This is a genomic window from Rhizobium deserti, assembly GCF_004358025.1.
In the GTDB taxonomy this organism is placed as follows: Bacteria; Pseudomonadota; Alphaproteobacteria; order Rhizobiales; family Rhizobiaceae; genus Neorhizobium; species Neorhizobium deserti.
Map to the genome: position 1 here is coordinate 296,358 of NZ_SMTL01000001.1, position 15,973 is coordinate 312,330.

General features: G+C 60.5%; 13 protein-coding genes. 1 reads left to right on the forward strand and 12 read right to left on the reverse strand.

Features of this window, described 5'->3' with window-relative positions:
• Window positions 1-54: 54 nt before the first annotated feature.
• From recN to E2F50_RS01590, 7 genes are all read right to left on the reverse strand, one after another.
• Window positions 55-1,728 (reverse strand): DNA repair protein RecN, encoded by a 1,674-nt coding sequence (recN, locus tag E2F50_RS01560; RefSeq protein ID WP_133314304.1) that lies wholly within the window; start codon window positions 1,726-1,728, stop codon window positions 55-57.
• Window positions 1,729-1,748: 20 nt separating this feature from the next.
• Window positions 1,749-2,615 carry an outer membrane protein assembly factor BamD gene (locus E2F50_RS01565; protein WP_133314305.1) on the reverse strand — a complete coding sequence of 289 codons (867 nt, stop codon included), beginning with the start codon at window positions 2,613-2,615 and terminating at the stop codon, window positions 1,749-1,751.
• Window positions 2,616-2,807: 192 nt separating this feature from the next.
• Complete coding sequence (lpxC, locus tag E2F50_RS01570; protein ID WP_133314306.1) at window positions 2,808-3,764, reverse strand: UDP-3-O-acyl-N-acetylglucosamine deacetylase; 957 nt, start codon at window positions 3,762-3,764, stop codon at window positions 2,808-2,810.
• Between the two features lie 353 nt (window positions 3,765-4,117).
• On the reverse strand, window positions 4,118-5,905 hold the full coding sequence (ftsZ, locus tag E2F50_RS01575) for a cell division protein FtsZ (protein WP_133314307.1): 1,788 nt from the start codon (window positions 5,903-5,905) through the stop codon (window positions 4,118-4,120).
• 87 nt (window positions 5,906-5,992) lie between these two features.
• Window positions 5,993-7,324 (reverse strand): cell division protein FtsA, encoded by a 1,332-nt coding sequence (gene ftsA / locus E2F50_RS01580; protein WP_133314308.1) that lies wholly within the window; start codon window positions 7,322-7,324, stop codon window positions 5,993-5,995.
• Window positions 7,321-8,253: a cell division protein FtsQ/DivIB gene (locus E2F50_RS01585; RefSeq protein WP_133314309.1), complete on the reverse strand. Its 933-nt coding sequence runs from the start codon at window positions 8,251-8,253 to the stop codon at window positions 7,321-7,323. Before E2F50_RS01585 ends, ftsA begins: the two co-directional genes overlap by 4 nt.
• Window positions 8,241-9,167 carry a D-alanine--D-alanine ligase gene (locus E2F50_RS01590; RefSeq protein WP_133314310.1) on the reverse strand — a complete coding sequence of 309 codons (927 nt, stop codon included), beginning with the start codon at window positions 9,165-9,167 and terminating at the stop codon, window positions 8,241-8,243. The genes E2F50_RS01585 and E2F50_RS01590 overlap by 13 nt, the downstream gene beginning before the upstream one ends.
• 390 nt (window positions 9,168-9,557) lie before the next feature.
• Here E2F50_RS01590 and E2F50_RS01595 point away from each other — a divergent pair, with 390 nt between their 5' ends.
• Window positions 9,558-10,862, forward strand: a complete 1,305-nt coding sequence (locus tag E2F50_RS01595) for an MFS transporter (protein WP_133314311.1) — start codon at window positions 9,558-9,560, stop codon at window positions 10,860-10,862.
• A gap of 251 nt (window positions 10,863-11,113) precedes the next feature.
• Here the strand turns inward: E2F50_RS01595 and E2F50_RS01600 are convergent, their stop codons facing one another.
• From E2F50_RS01600 to ftsW, 5 genes are read right to left on the reverse strand one after another with little or no spacing between them, the layout of a single operon-like run.
• Window positions 11,114-11,305 carry a hypothetical protein gene (locus E2F50_RS01600; protein ID WP_133314312.1) on the reverse strand — a complete coding sequence of 64 codons (192 nt, stop codon included), beginning with the start codon at window positions 11,303-11,305 and terminating at the stop codon, window positions 11,114-11,116.
• A 2-nt stretch (window positions 11,306-11,307) separates the two neighbouring features.
• Entirely contained in the window at window positions 11,308-12,282 is a 975-nt protein-coding gene (murB, locus tag E2F50_RS01605) for a UDP-N-acetylmuramate dehydrogenase (protein ID WP_133314313.1), read from the reverse strand.
• 2 nt (window positions 12,283-12,284) lie between these two features.
• Complete coding sequence (murC, locus tag E2F50_RS01610; RefSeq protein WP_133314314.1) at window positions 12,285-13,694, reverse strand: UDP-N-acetylmuramate--L-alanine ligase; 1,410 nt, start codon at window positions 13,692-13,694, stop codon at window positions 12,285-12,287.
• Window positions 13,691-14,815, reverse strand: a complete 1,125-nt coding sequence (murG, locus tag E2F50_RS01615) for an undecaprenyldiphospho-muramoylpentapeptide beta-N-acetylglucosaminyltransferase (protein ID WP_133314315.1) — start codon at window positions 14,813-14,815, stop codon at window positions 13,691-13,693. The genes murC and murG overlap by 4 nt, the downstream gene beginning before the upstream one ends.
• A gap of 3 nt (window positions 14,816-14,818) precedes the next feature.
• Entirely contained in the window at window positions 14,819-15,973 is a 1,155-nt protein-coding gene (gene ftsW, locus E2F50_RS01620; RefSeq protein ID WP_133314316.1) for a putative lipid II flippase FtsW, read from the reverse strand.

Below are 15,973 nucleotides of genomic sequence, written 5' to 3' on the forward strand. Positions count from 1 at the left end.
CGGCATTCGAGGACATGTTTTTAGAGCAAAATCCGCAGATGAAAAGAGACCAGATCAGCCGTTGCCGGCCAGCAGCCGCTTAGCAGCCGCCCTCGCCTCGTCGGTCACGGACGCGCCAGCCAGCATGCGAGCAATCTCTTCAGTACGGTGCTCCGGCTCCATCGTCGCCACGCGTGTGGCGATCTTGTCGGACCCCTCGCCGGCGGGCCCCTTGGAAATCAACAGATGCGTCGCCGCTCGTGCCGCCACCTGTGGCGCATGGGTCACCGACAGGACCTGTACCTTGGCCGATAGCCGCTTCAGCCGCTGGCCGATCGCATCGGCGACCGCACCGCCGACCCCGGTATCGATTTCGTCAAAGACCAGCGTCGGGGCGGAGCCGCGATCGGCGAGCGCCACCTTGAGCGCCAGCAGAAAACGTGACAGTTCACCGCCGGAGGCCACCTTCATGATCGGACCGGGCCGAGTGCCGGGATTGGTCTGGACGTGGAACTCGACCGTATCGATACCATCCGCTGTCGCCTGTTCCCCATCGCTTGCCACATCTACCATGAAACGCGCGCGTTCCAGCTTAAGGGCCGGCAGTTCGGCCATGACAGCATCGGCAAGAGCGTCTGCACCATTACGGCGCTTCTCCGACAAAGCAACGGCCGCGCGATCATAGTCCGCTTTGGCCGCAACGGTCAGCTTCTCGAGTTCACCGAGCTTCTCCTCGCCGGCATCGAGATCGGCGAGATCCGCCACCATTTTTTCCGCCAGCGCCGGCAGATCGGCAACCGGCACTGAATATTTGCGGCCAGCAGCGCGAAGCGCGAAGAGGCGCTCCTCGACCCGCTCCAGTTCGCGAGGATCGAACTCGGTACGGCGGAGTGCCGCCTCGACTTCCATCTGCGCGTTCGAAAGATGATTGAGCGCCTGGTCGAGCAGTTCCACCGTTTCCTCAAGAAGGCCGGGCGCCTCATGGCTCTTGCGTTCCAGCCGCCGCACCATGGAAGCGATCAGCGGCACCGGAGACCCGTTGCCATTAAGGAATTCCGAGGCTTCGGAAATGTCGCCGGCAATGCGCTCCGACTTCTGCATGCGCGAGCGGTGCTCGGCAAGTTCATCCTCTTCGCCGTCGCGCGGAGAAAGGGCTTCCAACTCATCGACAGAGGCGCGGATATAATCGGCCTCGCGCGCCGCCGCCTCGACCTTGGCGCGATGCACCTTAAAGGCGCGCTCGGAATCACGCCATGAGCGGTAAATCCCGGCAAGCTGCTGCGCTTCCTCGCTGATACCGGTGAAGGCGTCCAGCAGAGTGCGATGGGCATCGGTGTCAATCAGCGCCCGGTCATCATGCTGACCGTGGATCTCCACCAGCGTCTGACCCGTCTGGCGCATCAGCTGGACGCTGACTGGCTGATCGTTGATGGAGGCGCGCGTGCGGCCGTCTGCCGATTGAACACGGCGGAAAATCAAGTCGCCTTCGTCGTCTATGCCGTTTTCGCGCAGTAGTTTGCGGGCAGTATGCGTTGAGGGCACATCGAAGACGGCCGTCACCTGGCCCTTGTCCTCGCCGTGCCGCACAAGGCCACCGTCACCGCGACCGCCGAGCGCCAGCGAAAGACTGTCGAGCAGGATGGATTTCCCGGCACCCGTCTCGCCGGTCAGAACAGACAAGCCGGACTCGAAGTTAAGATCCAGCCGCTCGATCAAGACGATATCGCGGATCGACAACTGGATCAGCATGTTACCTCGAACGCCGGTCCTTAGGCCCCGGCAAGCTTTGCCGCGGCGCGGGAAATCCACGAGCCCTTGTTCTCGCGCGGCTCAACGCCGCCGCGCTGCAGCAGCTTGTAAGAGTCGGAATACCATTGGCTGTCGGGGTAGTTCCGGCCGAGGACGGCCGCAGCCGTCTGGGCTTCTTCCACAATGCCCATGGCGTAATAGGTTTCGGTCAGTCGCGCCAGCGCCTCTTCAACCTGGTTGGTGGTCGAGAACTGTTCAACAACATTGCGGAAGCGCTGGATGGCGGCCAGATATTCCTTGCGCTCGAGGTAATAGCGGCCGATCTGCATTTCCTTGCCGGCGAGCTGGTCGCGGGCGAACCGGATCTTGGCCTGCGCATCCTCGACATATTCCGAGTCGGGATAGTCCTTGACGACCTTGCTCATCGCTTCGATCGTCCGGTTGGCCGGCCGCTGGTCCTGCGTCACGTCGGCGATCTGCCGGGAATAGCAGAGCCCGACGAGATACTGGACATAGGCCGAATCGTCGGACCGCGGATACTGGCTCAGGTAACGATTGCCCGTGGTGATGGCTTCGTCGTTCTTGCCCTGGCGATATTTGGTGAACGTGCTCATCACGAGGGCCTTGCGGCTCCATTCGGTGAACGGGTTCTGGCGGTCGATAGCGTCGAACTTGCGGCTTGCTTCGTTCAGATTGCCGGCCTTGATATTCGCCAGGCCCTGATTGTAGAGCGCCTCCGAGGATTCGCTTTCCACACCCAGCTTGGTGATATCAATGTCCGGGTCCGACTGGCACGCCGTCATGCCCAGACCGGCGCCTGCCAGTATAGACGAGACGAGCGCGATCCTTGCCGCCTTACGCATTACATTGGACCATAGATAAGTCATTCAACAGTTCCCGATCGTCCCGCGTAATCTCGCCCGCGCAAGCAGGCCGTTCTAGCCATAAAAGCAAAGGCAGAGCAACGCAATGATGGCGCATTAATGCATTTTTGTGGCGCGGCACGCCGCTGACACGACAGGATGAAAAAGAAAAGGCCGCTTCCGGGGAAGCGGCCAGGTGGACCGGAGTTAAAAATCTCATGCGGACCAAGGTGCTCGCTCCGTCATGCTGACGGGCACGAACTCGCCTGCCCGGACGCGCGACGCCCTGGAAGACGGCGCCTCGACCAGTTCATAGGCGGTCGGATCGTTGAGGAGCGCCTTAAGCGCATTGGCGTTCATCTTGTGGCCGCCGCGATAGGAACGGTAGCATCCGATGAATTGTGCACCAGCCAAAGCCAGATCGCCAACCGCATCGAGCGTCTTGTGGCGCACGAACTCATCTGTGAAGCGAAGCCCTTCCACATTGACGACCGCATCATCGTCGGAAATCACAACGGAATTCTCGAGCGAGGATCCGAGCGCATATCCGGCGGCCCACAGACGCTCGACATCGCGCATGAAGCCGAAAGTACGGGCGCGCGAAAGTTCGCTTTTGAACGTCTCTGCAGTCAGATCGCCCTTCCAGCTCTGGCGGCCGATCAGCGGCGAGGAAAAGTCGATCTCGACTTCGAAACGGGTGCCGTCATAGGGACGGAATTCAGACCAGGACGCGCCATTGTCGATCCGCACCGGCTTGATCACACGGATATAGCGGCGCTTGATACCCAGATTAACGATGCCAACCTGCTCGATTGCCTCGATGAACGGATAGGAGCTGCCGTCCATGATCGGCATTTCGCCGCCATCGACTTCGACCATGATATTATCGATGCCGAGCGCGTAAAGCGCCGCCATGACGTGCTCGATCGTGGCGATCGAACGGGTCGCCGATGTGCCGAGAACCGTGCAGAGATCCGTATTACCGACTTGCGAGGAAATGGCCTTGTATTCGACGCTGGATCCGTCTGCAAAGCTCCGGGTGAAAACGATTCCCGTTCCCGCTTCCGCCGGCTGGAAGGTGATGCCGACAGGAGCGCCGGAATGAACGCCTATGCCCCGCAAGGTAACGGGAGCAGCAATTGTGGTCTGGAAACCGAGCAATCCGACAGTCATTCCTAATGCCTTTTCTTCGCCGGACGCCTTACAAGAGAGGATCCGATAATCTATTGAATGTCCCGCCGCCACTGCTTGAATCGGCTAGCGACATTCATCATCATCTACATACGCAGCGACCTGAGACATTCCAAATCACTGTTCGTTTCGAATTGTTACGCCTCTTGGGATAAAGAAACTGCTTGCGCATTCCAGTTTTCACCCAGCCTGTAGAGAGCGCCCTAAACCATTGAAGACAATGGTAATTTTTCAAATCAGTCTTTGCAGCATTGCTGCGCCGTTTCCCGTTCTAAACGAACGAGGCCCGGATATGGAGATCCGGGCCACATTCACAATTAGTGACGGTCTGTAACTCAGTTGGACTGGCGGCGCAGGAAGGCCGGGATTTCCAGCTGATCGTCCTCGTGATGAGCGGTCTGAGGTACGGCACGCCCGTGATCATCGAGGTTGCCACGACGCGGCGCGTACATGCTGGCTTCGGCCGAAAGTGGACGGCGCTGCGCCGGAGCGGGGGCCGCGGCTTCCGGCTGAGCAATGTCGTCTTCGTCGCGGCGACCAAGCGAGTTGGTGATCCGCTTCAGAAGTCCCATTGGGCCACGTTCTTCCTGCACATGCTGTACAGGCTGGCTGCGGTGATCCATTTCAGCCTTCACGACCGGCGGAAAATCCTCCACCTTCGGCATGCGGACCGGTTCCATGACTGGCGAAACCGACGGAGCAGCCGCCTCACGATAGATCGGCTGGGCCATCCGTGGTGCCGGCTGGCTCATGACCGGAGCTGGCTGGGCCTGCTGCATGTGGTGTGCAGGAGCAGGCTGCGGTGCCGGAGCCGGACGTGCGGCCTGCGGCTCAACCGGAGCGGAGGCAGCAAACAGACGGCTCTGCGGACGGAAGGTTTCTTCCGGCTGCGGCATGACCGGCTGCGGTGCCGCGACCGAATGCTGCGGCTCGGCAATCGCCAATTCGCGTTCCATTTCGGCTTCCGCCTGACGGATGGTTTCGGCGATCGGATCCACCGCGCGGGGTGCCTGCATGACTGGTGCCTGCATGACGGGTGCCTGCATCATTGGGGCAGGCTGAACTGCGGCCGGAGCCGAAGCAACGGCCGCGGAAGAACGGATAATCGGCTTCTGGGCAGCCCGCATTTCGGCGGCGCGCAGATCGACATCTGCGGCGACGCGGTCGATGCCGGTTGCGACCACGGAAACGCGGATAATGCCTTCAAGCGATTCGTCGAAGGTAGCGCCAAGAATGATGTTGGCTTCCGGATCGACTTCCTCGCGGATGCGGGTTGCCGCTTCGTCGACTTCGAACAGCGTCAGGTCGCGACCGCCGGTGATGGAGATCAGCAGGCCCTGTGCGCCCTTCATGGAAGTTTCGTCGAGCAGCGGGTTGGCGATCGCGGCTTCGGCTGCCTGCATGGCGCGACCTGCGCCGGAGGCTTCGCCAGTGCCCATCATGGCGCGCCCCATCTCGCGCATCACCGAGCGAACGTCGGCGAAGTCGAGGTTGATCAGACCTTCCTTGACCATCAGGTCGGTAATGCAGGCAACACCCGAATAAAGAACCTGGTCGGCCATGGCGAAGGCGTCCGCGAACGTCGTCTTGTCATTGGCAATGCGGAAGAGGTTCTGGTTCGGGATGACGATCAGCGTATCGACCGACTTCTGCAGTTCCGCAATGCCCATTTCGGCAAGGCGCATGCGGCGCTGACCCTCGAAGTGGAACGGCTTGGTAACGACGCCAACCGTCAGGATGCCCTTGGAGCGGGCAGCCTGGGCGACAACCGGAGCAGCGCCGGTGCCCGTACCGCCACCCATGCCGGCGGTGACGAAGCACATATGCGTGCCCTGCAGATGGTCGATGATTTCATCGAGGCACTCTTCAGCGGCTGCACGACCGACTTCCGGCTGCGAGCCGGCGCCGAGACCTTCTGTGACCTGCACGCCCATCTGGATGATACGCTCGGCCTTGGTCATGGTCAGCGCCTGGGCATCGGTATTGGCGACAACGAAATCGACGCCTTCCAGCCCAGCCGTGATCATGTTGTTGACAGCGTTGCCACCGCCGCCGCCGACGCCAAACACGGTAATCCGAGGCTTCAGCTCGGTAATATCAGGCTTTTGCAGCTTGATGGTCATTGTACCTGTTCCTTCTTTCTATGGCCGCATTGCCGAGCTGGCCAATCCATTTCAACTCTTCGATCCGAAGCGCTTGTGGCCGCCCGATCAAAAACTCTCTTTCAGCCACTGCCCCACACGGGCCAGCCGGCCATTACTGTTACCGAGCGAACCAATCAGCCCGCCCTGCGAAGCGTGCGTTTCCAGTTCTGCCACCTGCGGATAGATCATCAGGCCGACAGCCGTCGAAAAGGCCGGACCTTTGGCCGCCGCGGGAAGACCGGAAATCCCCATGGGCCGACCAATCCGGACATTGCGAGCGAGCACCCGACGCGCCGTTTCGGAAAGCCCGGTCAGCTGGCTGGCGCCACCGGTCAGGACGACGCGCTTGCCGACGATCGGGCTGAAGCCGGACTTCTGAATTCGGTCGCGGATGAGCTCGAGCGTTTCTTCGATACGGGCGCGCACGATGCGCGTCACCAGTGACCGCGGAACCTGTGTCGGCTGATCGCGATCGTCTTCGCCGATGGGAGGAACGGAGATCATGTCGCGCTCGTCGGCGCCGTTCGCCAGCGCCGATCCATGCACGACCTTCATGCGCTCGGCATCCTCGATGCGGGTGGAAAGCCCGCGGGCCAAGTCCGTCGTCACGTGATGGCCGCCGAGGCTGATGGCGTCGGTGTGGACCAGCCGGCCTTCCGCGAAAACCGAAATCGTCGTCGTGCCGCCGCCCATGTCGATCGCGGCGCAGCCGAGTTCGACCTCGTCGTCCACAAGAGCAGCCAGGCCGCTGGCATAGGGCGTCGCAACCATGCCCTCGACCGACAGATGCGCGCGGTTGATGCACAGCTCCAGGTTCTTCAGCGTTACGCGTTCGGCCGTCACCACATGCATGTCGACACCGAGCAAATCGCCGAACATGCCGAGCGGATCGCGAATGCCGCGTTCGCCATCCAGCGAAAAGCCGGTGGGCAGTGAATGAAGAATCGCTCGGTCCTGCCGCAGCGACTGCTGGGTGGCGGCAAAAAGAACTTTCTTAAGATCCGCCGCTTCAACTTCCTGGCCACCGAGATCGATCGTGCCGGTGTAGACGTCGCTGGCGACGCGGCCGGCAGAAACATTGACGATCAGACTGTCGACCGTCAGGCCGGCCATGCGTTCGGCAGCGTCGACAGCCAGACGCACGACGCTTTCGGCTGCATCCAGATCGGCGACGACGCCTGACTTGACACCGCGCGACCGCTGATGGCCGATGCCGATGATCTCCACATTGTGGGTGCGGCCCGGCAGAACCTGGCTTTCCTGGCGCGGCGTCAGCCGGGCGATCATGCAGACGACCTTGGTCGAGCCGATATCAAGAACGGATACGACGTGGCTTCGCTTGGAGGACAGCGGCTTCATGCGAGGTGACCCAGAATGAGAGGAACCGAAAACGCTCACGACTGCTCCCCCGCCTTCTTCAATGCCTTGGTCCGCGCCTCGAGCGCATCCTTGCGGCGCTCGGAAGCACCGGTGGTGAGTTCCACCGTCGTTCGATCCTCGAGACGCAGGTCGACGGCGGCGATATCCCGCTCCAGGATGCCCTGCTCCTTTTCCAACCGCGCCATGACGGCGAGCGCGTTGCCAATGTTGGCTTCCGGCAGCTTGAGCACGACGCCGTTGTCGAGATGCACATCCCAGCGGCGTCCGGCGACCCGCACATAAGCGCGGATCCGCGACCGGATGTCCGGCCAGGCGGCCATCTGGTCAACGAAGGAAGCCGCCGCGGTCTCGGCATCACGACCGACGAACAGCGGCAGCGACGCAAACTTGCTGTCACGCAGCGGCGCGATAATGCTGCCATTGCGCTCGATCAGCGACAGTTCCGACCCGTGCTGCCATACGCCGAAGGCTTCTCGCTCCTTGAGCATGACCTCGATGGTGCGCGGATAGACCTTGCGCACTTCGGCATACTGAACCCAGGGGAGACCGGACAGCTTACGGCGAGCGGCGTCGACATCAAGCGCCACCAGCGAGGTTGTGCCGTCGAGACCCAGCAGTTGCAAGATGTCGATCTCGGACGTCTCGCCATTGCCCGACACCCGAACATCCTCAATGGCGAAACCGACAGCAGCCGTCGTCGCCTGCGCAACGTCCTGAGCGTGACCGCCAAGAGACATGCCATAGAGACCTACCGCAGAAAGAAAGCCAAAGGTCGCAAAGGTTCCCGTATGTCCGGGGATGTGGATGCGGCCGGTTGCCAGGCTGACGCCGAATCTGACCATCCGCCGCAACGGCCGCGGCAGAACCCGGCGATCTTCAGCGCCGAGGTAAGCGACATGCGAACGGCTGCGCGGGTCACCCGCCTTTTTGCCTATCAACGCGAACACGAAGCATCCTCCACCATCCAACGGACAAGCTCGCCAAAACCGTGACCGGCATGCGCAGCCATTTCGGGCACCAGCGATGTGGGGGTCATCCCTGGCTGAGTATTGATCTCCAGCCAGATAATTTCACCGTCTTCAGAAAACCGATCGTCGTAACGGAAGTCCGAGCGACTGACGCCCCGGCAGCCCATCGCCTGATGCGCCTTCAGCGCGAATGTTTGGACTTTTTGGTAAATATTCGGTGAAATTTGCGCAGGAATGACATGCTTGGAGCCGCCAGCTGCGTATTTCGCATCATAATCATAGAAGGCATTGCCGGTCGGCAGAACTTCGGTCACACCCAGCGCGACATCGCCCATGACGCCGCACGTCAGCTCACGGCCATAAATGTAGCGCTCCACCAGCACCCGGTCGCCATAGCGCCAGTCGGAGGAACCGATGACCTGCGGCGGATGAGACTGATCCTCACGAACAATGACAACCCCGAAGGAGGAGCCTTCGCGGACAGGCTTAACGACATAAGGCGGAGCAATTGGATGCTCGCTGCCGATCTCCATGCGATGAAGCGCCCTCGCCTCAGCCACCGGCACGCCGGCAGCATGAGCGACATGCTTGGCCTGATGCTTGTCCATCGCCAAAGCGGACGCGAGAACGCCCGAATGGGTATAGGGAATTTCGAGATATTCGAGAATACCCTGGATCGTGCCATCTTCGCCGAAAGGCCCGTGCAGAGCGTTGAAAGCGACATCCGGGTTCAACTGGGAGAGAACAGCGGCGACATCACGACCGACATCGACCCGCGACACCTGGTAGCCTTCGGCTTCCAGGGCGTCGGCGCAAGCATTGCCCGAAGACAGGCTAACGGGCCGCTCGGAGGAAAATCCCCCCATCAAAACAGCCACATGCTTGTTTCTCATCAACCACTCCCACAAAAAGGGCTTCAGGTTACGTTCCGGCGCTTGCGCCAAGCTTGTTGCAACCGATGATTCCGCTGCTCGTCGATTACCCGAGCATTAGTGCACCGAAATGGTTAACAAAACGTTTACTTTCCTTAATCGGAAGTCCCAAGTTACTGAGAAACATCAGCAATTCGTTTGTAGGAAAAGTTAACGCGCTGGTTCGTCCGCAGTGGAGACCATCGATGCTCAAGCGAATGCAGCCTTCAATCCCGGCGTAATTCTGTTAGCGCCAACCGCAGAAATTATCAGTTTTGTTGCGGTTTTAGAGTTTTAGTCGCCCGAAAATTGCGATATGGCCAACCAGGCCCTTCTTGAGAGCCTTGTCAAACATCATGAATTGGAATCAGCATGAGTAACGCGACCCCCTCCGCGTCGCCATCTGCTGAGCCGTTAGCGCCCGGTGCATTGAATTCCCCTGCACGCGTTCTGACGGCCAGCGTGGTCGGCACGACGATCGAGTTCTTCGACTTTTATGTTTATGCCACTGCTGCGGTCCTGGTCTTCCCGACCCTGTTCTTCCCGAACAACGATCCGACCACCGCACTTCTGGCTTCCTTTGCGACCTTCTCGATCGCATTTTTTGCGCGGCCGCTGGGCGCCGTCGTCTTCGGTCATTTTGGCGATCGCGTCGGCCGCAAGACGACCCTAGTCGCTGCTCTGCTGACAATGGGCATTTCCACCGTCGTCATTGGGCTCCTGCCGTCTTACAGTTCCATCGGCGTTCTCGCACCGCTCCTTCTGGCGCTGTGCCGTTTCGGCCAAGGTTTTGGATTGGGCGGCGAATGGGGCGGTGCCGTCCTGCTCGCAACCGAAAACGCACCGCCTGGAAAGCGCAGCTGGTACGGCATGTTCCCACAATTGGGCGCGCCGCTCGGCCTTTTCCTGTCGTCGGGCGTCTTCTGGATCCTGCTGCATTTCATCAGCCAGGAAGCGCTGCTCAGCTGGGGCTGGCGCGTCCCGTTCCTCGCCTCGATCATCCTGATTGCTGTAGGCCTCTGGGTTCGTCTGTCGATCAGCGAGACGCCGGCTTTCCAAAAGACGATCGACAGCCACGAACGGGTCGCCGTACCGGTTGCCGAACTCTTCCGCCATCACAAGCGCAGCCTCGCCCTTGGCACATTCGTTGCCCTGGCGACCTTCGTGCTGTTTTACATCGGTTCTGCCTACCTGCTCTCCTACAACATCAAGGTGCTGCAGATGCCGTTCCTGGATGCGCTGGAGGTGCAGCTCCTCGGCTCCGTCGTGTTCGGTATCTTCATTCCGGTGATCGGCAAGCTCGCCGAGCGCTTCGGCCGCCGCGAGATGCTTATTTTGACGACGGTGCTGATCGGTATATTCTCGTTTTTCCTGCCGGCACTGATGACCAATGGCGAAGGCACGATCTTCCTGTTCGTTGTCTTAGCCATGATGCTGATGGGCATGACCTACGGACTGATCGGCACGGCACTTGCCGCGCCCTTCCCGACCGCGGTCCGCTATACCGGCTCGTCGATCACCTTCAACTTGGCCGGGATTTTCGGCGCCTCGTTGGCCCCTTATATCGCCACATGGCTGCAGGCCAACTACGGCATGACCTATGTGGGCTATTATCTCGGCGTCGCCGCCTTGATCACCCTTGCCTGCATCCTGCTGTCGCGGAAAAACGAAGTCTGATCCGGATCAGATGAAATCGGAATAACAAGAAAGCCCGCGAAGCCATTGGTCTCGCGGGCTTTCCATTGACATCATCGGATTTTTCCGTCAACGGCGATGCGGGTTCTTGTAGTAATCGTAGACGAGCCAACCTCCACCGATTGCGGAAACGACCCACGGAAATACGTACCAAAAGAATTCCTGCGAGGTCATACCTTTAGTCCTCCAAGAACGCGGCGTGCCGTCCAATGTAGTGTGATGGCGCCGGAAATCTAACCCATCATCGTCATCAACGCACTTATGTTGGCGGATGCCGGGCCGAGAGACAGGATTTGCCCGAGCACGCCTACAGCAACGAAGGCAGTCGAAAGACGGTCCAGCGCTCCGGCCAGGAGCTTGCGCCGCTCGTTTCCGACCAGAACCAGACGCCGTTCTTCCTTTTCAAGAAACTCGGCGTCCTCCATGGCTAATCGCTCGTCACACCCTGGAAGGGTCTGACCTCGCGGCCGGGCATAAAGATGCCCAGACGCTTGATTTCCCATTCCAGCTTGATCCCGGAGTGCTCGAAGACACGCTGGCGGACTGTCTCTCCTAGATATTCAAGATCGTAGCCGGAGGCGTGACCAATGTTGATCATGAAGTTGCAATGCAGCGCAGACATCTGCGCGCCACCGTTCATCAACCCACGGCATCCGGCCTCGTCGATCACCTTCCAGGCCGAATGTCCTTCGGGGTTTTTGAAGGTGGAGCCACCGGTCTTTTCCTTCACCGGCTGCACCGTCTCACGGTGCTGGCGGACCGCATCCATGTCGGCACGGATCTTGGCCCTGTCCTCCGCATATCCTTCGAAGACCGCATGCGTGAAAATGAGATCCGGCGGTACGGAGGAATGCCGATAGCTGTAGCCCATGTCGGCCTTGGAGAGGATGTGCTTGTTGCCCTTGCGGTCAACCGCATGGATTTCCACAACCCGCTCAGCGGTCTCGCCACCGTTGGCTCCGGCATTCATGCGCAGCGCACCGCCGATCGATCCCGGAATCCCGTAGTAGAAGGCGAAGCCGCCTATGCCGTTGTCCATAGCCATGGCGGCAATGTGCTTGTCGGGGCAGATGGCGCCTGCACGGATGAGGTTTTCCCCCGCCAGATCAACGGAGCCGAAACCCTTGGCGGAAAGGCGCAGCACCACACCGGGAATGCCGCCATCGCGCACGAGCAGGTTGGAGCCGACACCGACGACCGTCAGCGGCACGTCTTGTGGCAGGAGCTTCAGGAATGTGACCAGGTCGTCGACGTCATGTGGCTGGAACATCAGTTCGGCGAGACCACCCGCCTGAAACCAGGTGACCCGGTCCATCGGCGCATCTGGGGTCAAACGTCCGCGCAATTCCTTGACGCCGTCACCGAGTGACGCCAGCAGCTTTTCCCCGTTCACCTGTTTCATTCTCACTGTCCTGAAATGCTCTCAAGTTCCTTTGGCAATATAGCTGCCCACTGGGTAATGTTCCCAGCTCCTAGAAGAACCACGAAATCACCCGGCTTCGCAATGCCGGAAATGATCGGAGCCAGTTCGGACGGCGAAGCGATATAGCGTGCATCGCGGTGGCCGCCGGACTTGATGCGAGAAACGAGTGCTTCCGAGTCGATTCCTTCTATTGGCTCCTCGCCGGCGGCGTAGACCGGCGCAAGGATGAGGCTGTCGGCATCGTTGAAGCAGTTTGCGAAGTCCTCGAACAGGCTCGATAGACGGCTGTAGCGATGCGGCTGATGCACCGCGATGATGCGGCCCTGGCACGCCTCGCGCGCAGCCCTCAGCACGGCGCTGATCTCGACCGGATGGTGCCCATAGTCATCGAAGATCGACACGCCGTTCCAGGTACCGGTCAAGGTGAAGCGACGCTTGACCCCACCAAAGGCCGCGAGGCCTTTGCGGATGTCTTCTTCTGCAATGCCAAGCCGGTTCGCAACGGCAATCGCCGCGGTCGCATTGGAAATATTGTGACGGCCCGGCATCGGCAACGTCAGGTCCTTGAAGGTGAACACGCGGCCGGTCCGGCGCCGACGGATCTCCACGTCGAAGATCGATTTCGTGCCTTCCATTCGGATGTTGGAAAACCGGGCATCGGCCTGAGGATTGGCGCCATAGGTGACGATCTTGCGGTCCTCGATGCGACCGACCAGCGCCTGCACTTCCGGATGGTCGATGCAAAGCACGCCGAAGCCATAGAAAGGAACGTTTTCGACGAACTGGCGGAAAGCTGCACGTACCGCGTCGAAATTGCCGTAGTGATCAAGATGCTCCGGATCGATATTGGTGACGACCGCGACATCCGCCGGAAGCTTGAGGAAAGTGCCGTCCGATTCGTCGGCCTCGACCACCATCCATTCACCTGCGCCCATGCGGGCATTGGTGCCATAGGCATTGATGATACCGCCATTAATGACGGTCGGATCGAGATTGCCGGCTTCCAGAAGCGCTGCGACCATCGAAGTCGTGGTCGTCTTGCCATGCGTGCCGCCGATGGCGATGGCATTTCGGAAACGCATCAACTCGGCGAGCATTTCGGCGCGGCGTACGACCGGCAGCGATTTTTCACGCGCGGCGATCAGTTCCGGATTGGTCTTCTTGATGGCCGTCGAGACCACGACGACTTCGGCATCACCGAGATTGTCCGGCCCATGGCCCACGAAGACCGGGATGCCCTTGTCGCGCAGACGCTGAACATTGGCGCTGTCGGATTGATCCGAGCCCTGAACGCTGTGACCGAGATTGTGCAGCACTTCGGCAATGCCGCTCATGCCGATCCCACCGATGCCGATGAAATGAACAAGCCCGATGGCCTTCGGCATCTTCATGCCTTTACTCCCTTAAACGCTGCTGGTGATTGACGTTGAGCCACGGCTTCGACCAGGTCCGCCAGCGCGATGGCCGCATTTGGGTGACCGGCCTGCTTGGCTGCAATGGCCATTTTCTCCAGTCGCTCCGGCTCCTTCATGGCCGCCGAAATCATGGACGACAGTCGATCGGGTGACAGTTCCGATTGCGGCACGACCTGAGCTCCGCCCGTCGCAACCAGGGCTGCCGCATTGGCCGCCTGGTCGTGGTCGAGCGCGTATGGATAAGGCACGAGAATGGACGGTCTGCCGATGACCGCGATCTCCGACACCGTCGATGCGCCGGAACGGCAGATGATCAGATGCGCCATGGCAAGCCGCTCGGCCATATCGGCAAAGAAGGGCGAAACATCCACCGGTGATTTGAGCTTGGCAAAGCAGGAGTTCACCCGCCCCTGGTCTTCCGGCCTGGCCTGTTGCGTGACCACGAGACGTTCCCGCTCGCTTGCATCAAGCAAGCTGAGTGCCGTCGGAACAGCCGATGAAAAGAATTGCGCGCCCTGGCTGCCGCCGAACACGACGAGCCGGAAAGGATCACTGCCGCGCGACGGCGCATAGGCGACATTCGCAGCTTCCAGGACGGCCGGCCGCACGGGATTGCCGGTGGTCACGGTTTTTGCTGCAAACGGTCCTTCCGTCTCCGGCAAAAAGCCGCCAGCGATCGCCTGCACCCGCTTGGCCAGTGCCTTGTTGGCGCGGCCCATGACGGCATTCTGTTCGTGGATCATGGAAGGCACGCCCATGGCGGTCGAGGCCATGAGCGGCGGCACTGTTGGATACCCCCCAAAGCCGACGACGGCGATCGGTCTCAGGCGAGCGATGAGACGGCGCGCGGCGCGCAGTCCCGTCCACAGCTTCCACCCGGTACGAATGAGCGCGAGCGGGTTTTTCGAACCGAGCGTCGCAGACGGTACGACATGGATGTCATCGGCCGGGAACTTGCCCGCAAAACGTTCGGCGCGGCTGTCAGTGACCAGATGCACCGAATAGCCACGCCGTTTCAACTCGTGCCCCAGCGCCTCGGCCGGAAACAAATGACCGCCTGTCCCGCCGGCGGCAAGCAGAATAATGCCTTTGGTCATGTCCTACTCCGCCGGGATGCCGGCGGTCACGCGAAAGAGGCTGCGCTCCTGTGCCCGTTTTTCCGGCCGGTGACGCGTCAGCGCCAGGATGAAGCCCGCCGTGACGCAAATGGCGATCATTGACGATCCGCCATAGGATATCAATGGGAGCGTCATGCCTTTCGCCGGCATCAACTCCAGATTGACACCGATATTGATCATCGACTGCATGCCGATCTGCAGCACCAGTCCTGCGACGGCGAAACGGTTGAAGTCGTTACGTTCCTTAAAGGCGTGGTTGAGGCCGCGCAGTACGATGAAGGCAAAAAGCAGCACCAGCGCCATGCAGAAGACGATGCCGAATTCCTCGGCCGCTACCGAAAAAATGAAGTCCGTATGGCTGTCGGGAAGGATGCGCTTGACCATTCCCTCGCCCGGCCCCTGGCCGAACCAGCCCCCCCGTACGATTGCCTCATGGGCCGTCTCGACCTGGAAGCGGTCCCCTTCGCCGGTCAGGAACTTATCAAAACGCGCAGTCACGTGCGGCAGCATGTAATAGGCGGCTAGCAGCCCTCCGGCGCCGACGCCGCCGAGAAGCACGATCCAGAGCCAAGGCATGCCGGCCATGAAGAACATGCCCCCCCAGACGACGCTCGTCAGGATGGTTTGCCCAAGGTCAGGCTGTGCAACAAGCAGCGCTGCAACAATGCCGAAAAGGATGATGGCGAACAGATTGCCCGGAATCTCCGGTTGCCGGGCATGCTCGGCAAACAGCCAGGCACACACAACAACGAAGGCAGGCTTCATGAATTCGGACGGCTGGATGGACAAGGCACCAACGCCGATCCAGCGGCGCGCGCCCTTGACTTCAACGCCGAAGAACAGCGCCAGCACCATTAGCCCGAGTGCGATAGCCAAAAGCATGATGGCCGTGCGGCGCACCTGACGCGGGCTGAGAAAGGATAGACCGATCATCACAATGATCGACGGTATCAGGAAGACCGCGTGGCGCTCGACGAAGTGGAAGTCCGACAGGCCGATGCGCTGCGCGACCGCAGGAGACGCGGCAAACGACAGCATAAATCCGATGCCCATCAGCAGAACGAAGGCAGCGAGAAAGAAGCGGTCGATCGTCCAGAACCAGTCTGCGAGCGGCCCACGGTCTGCGCGGCTTACCAT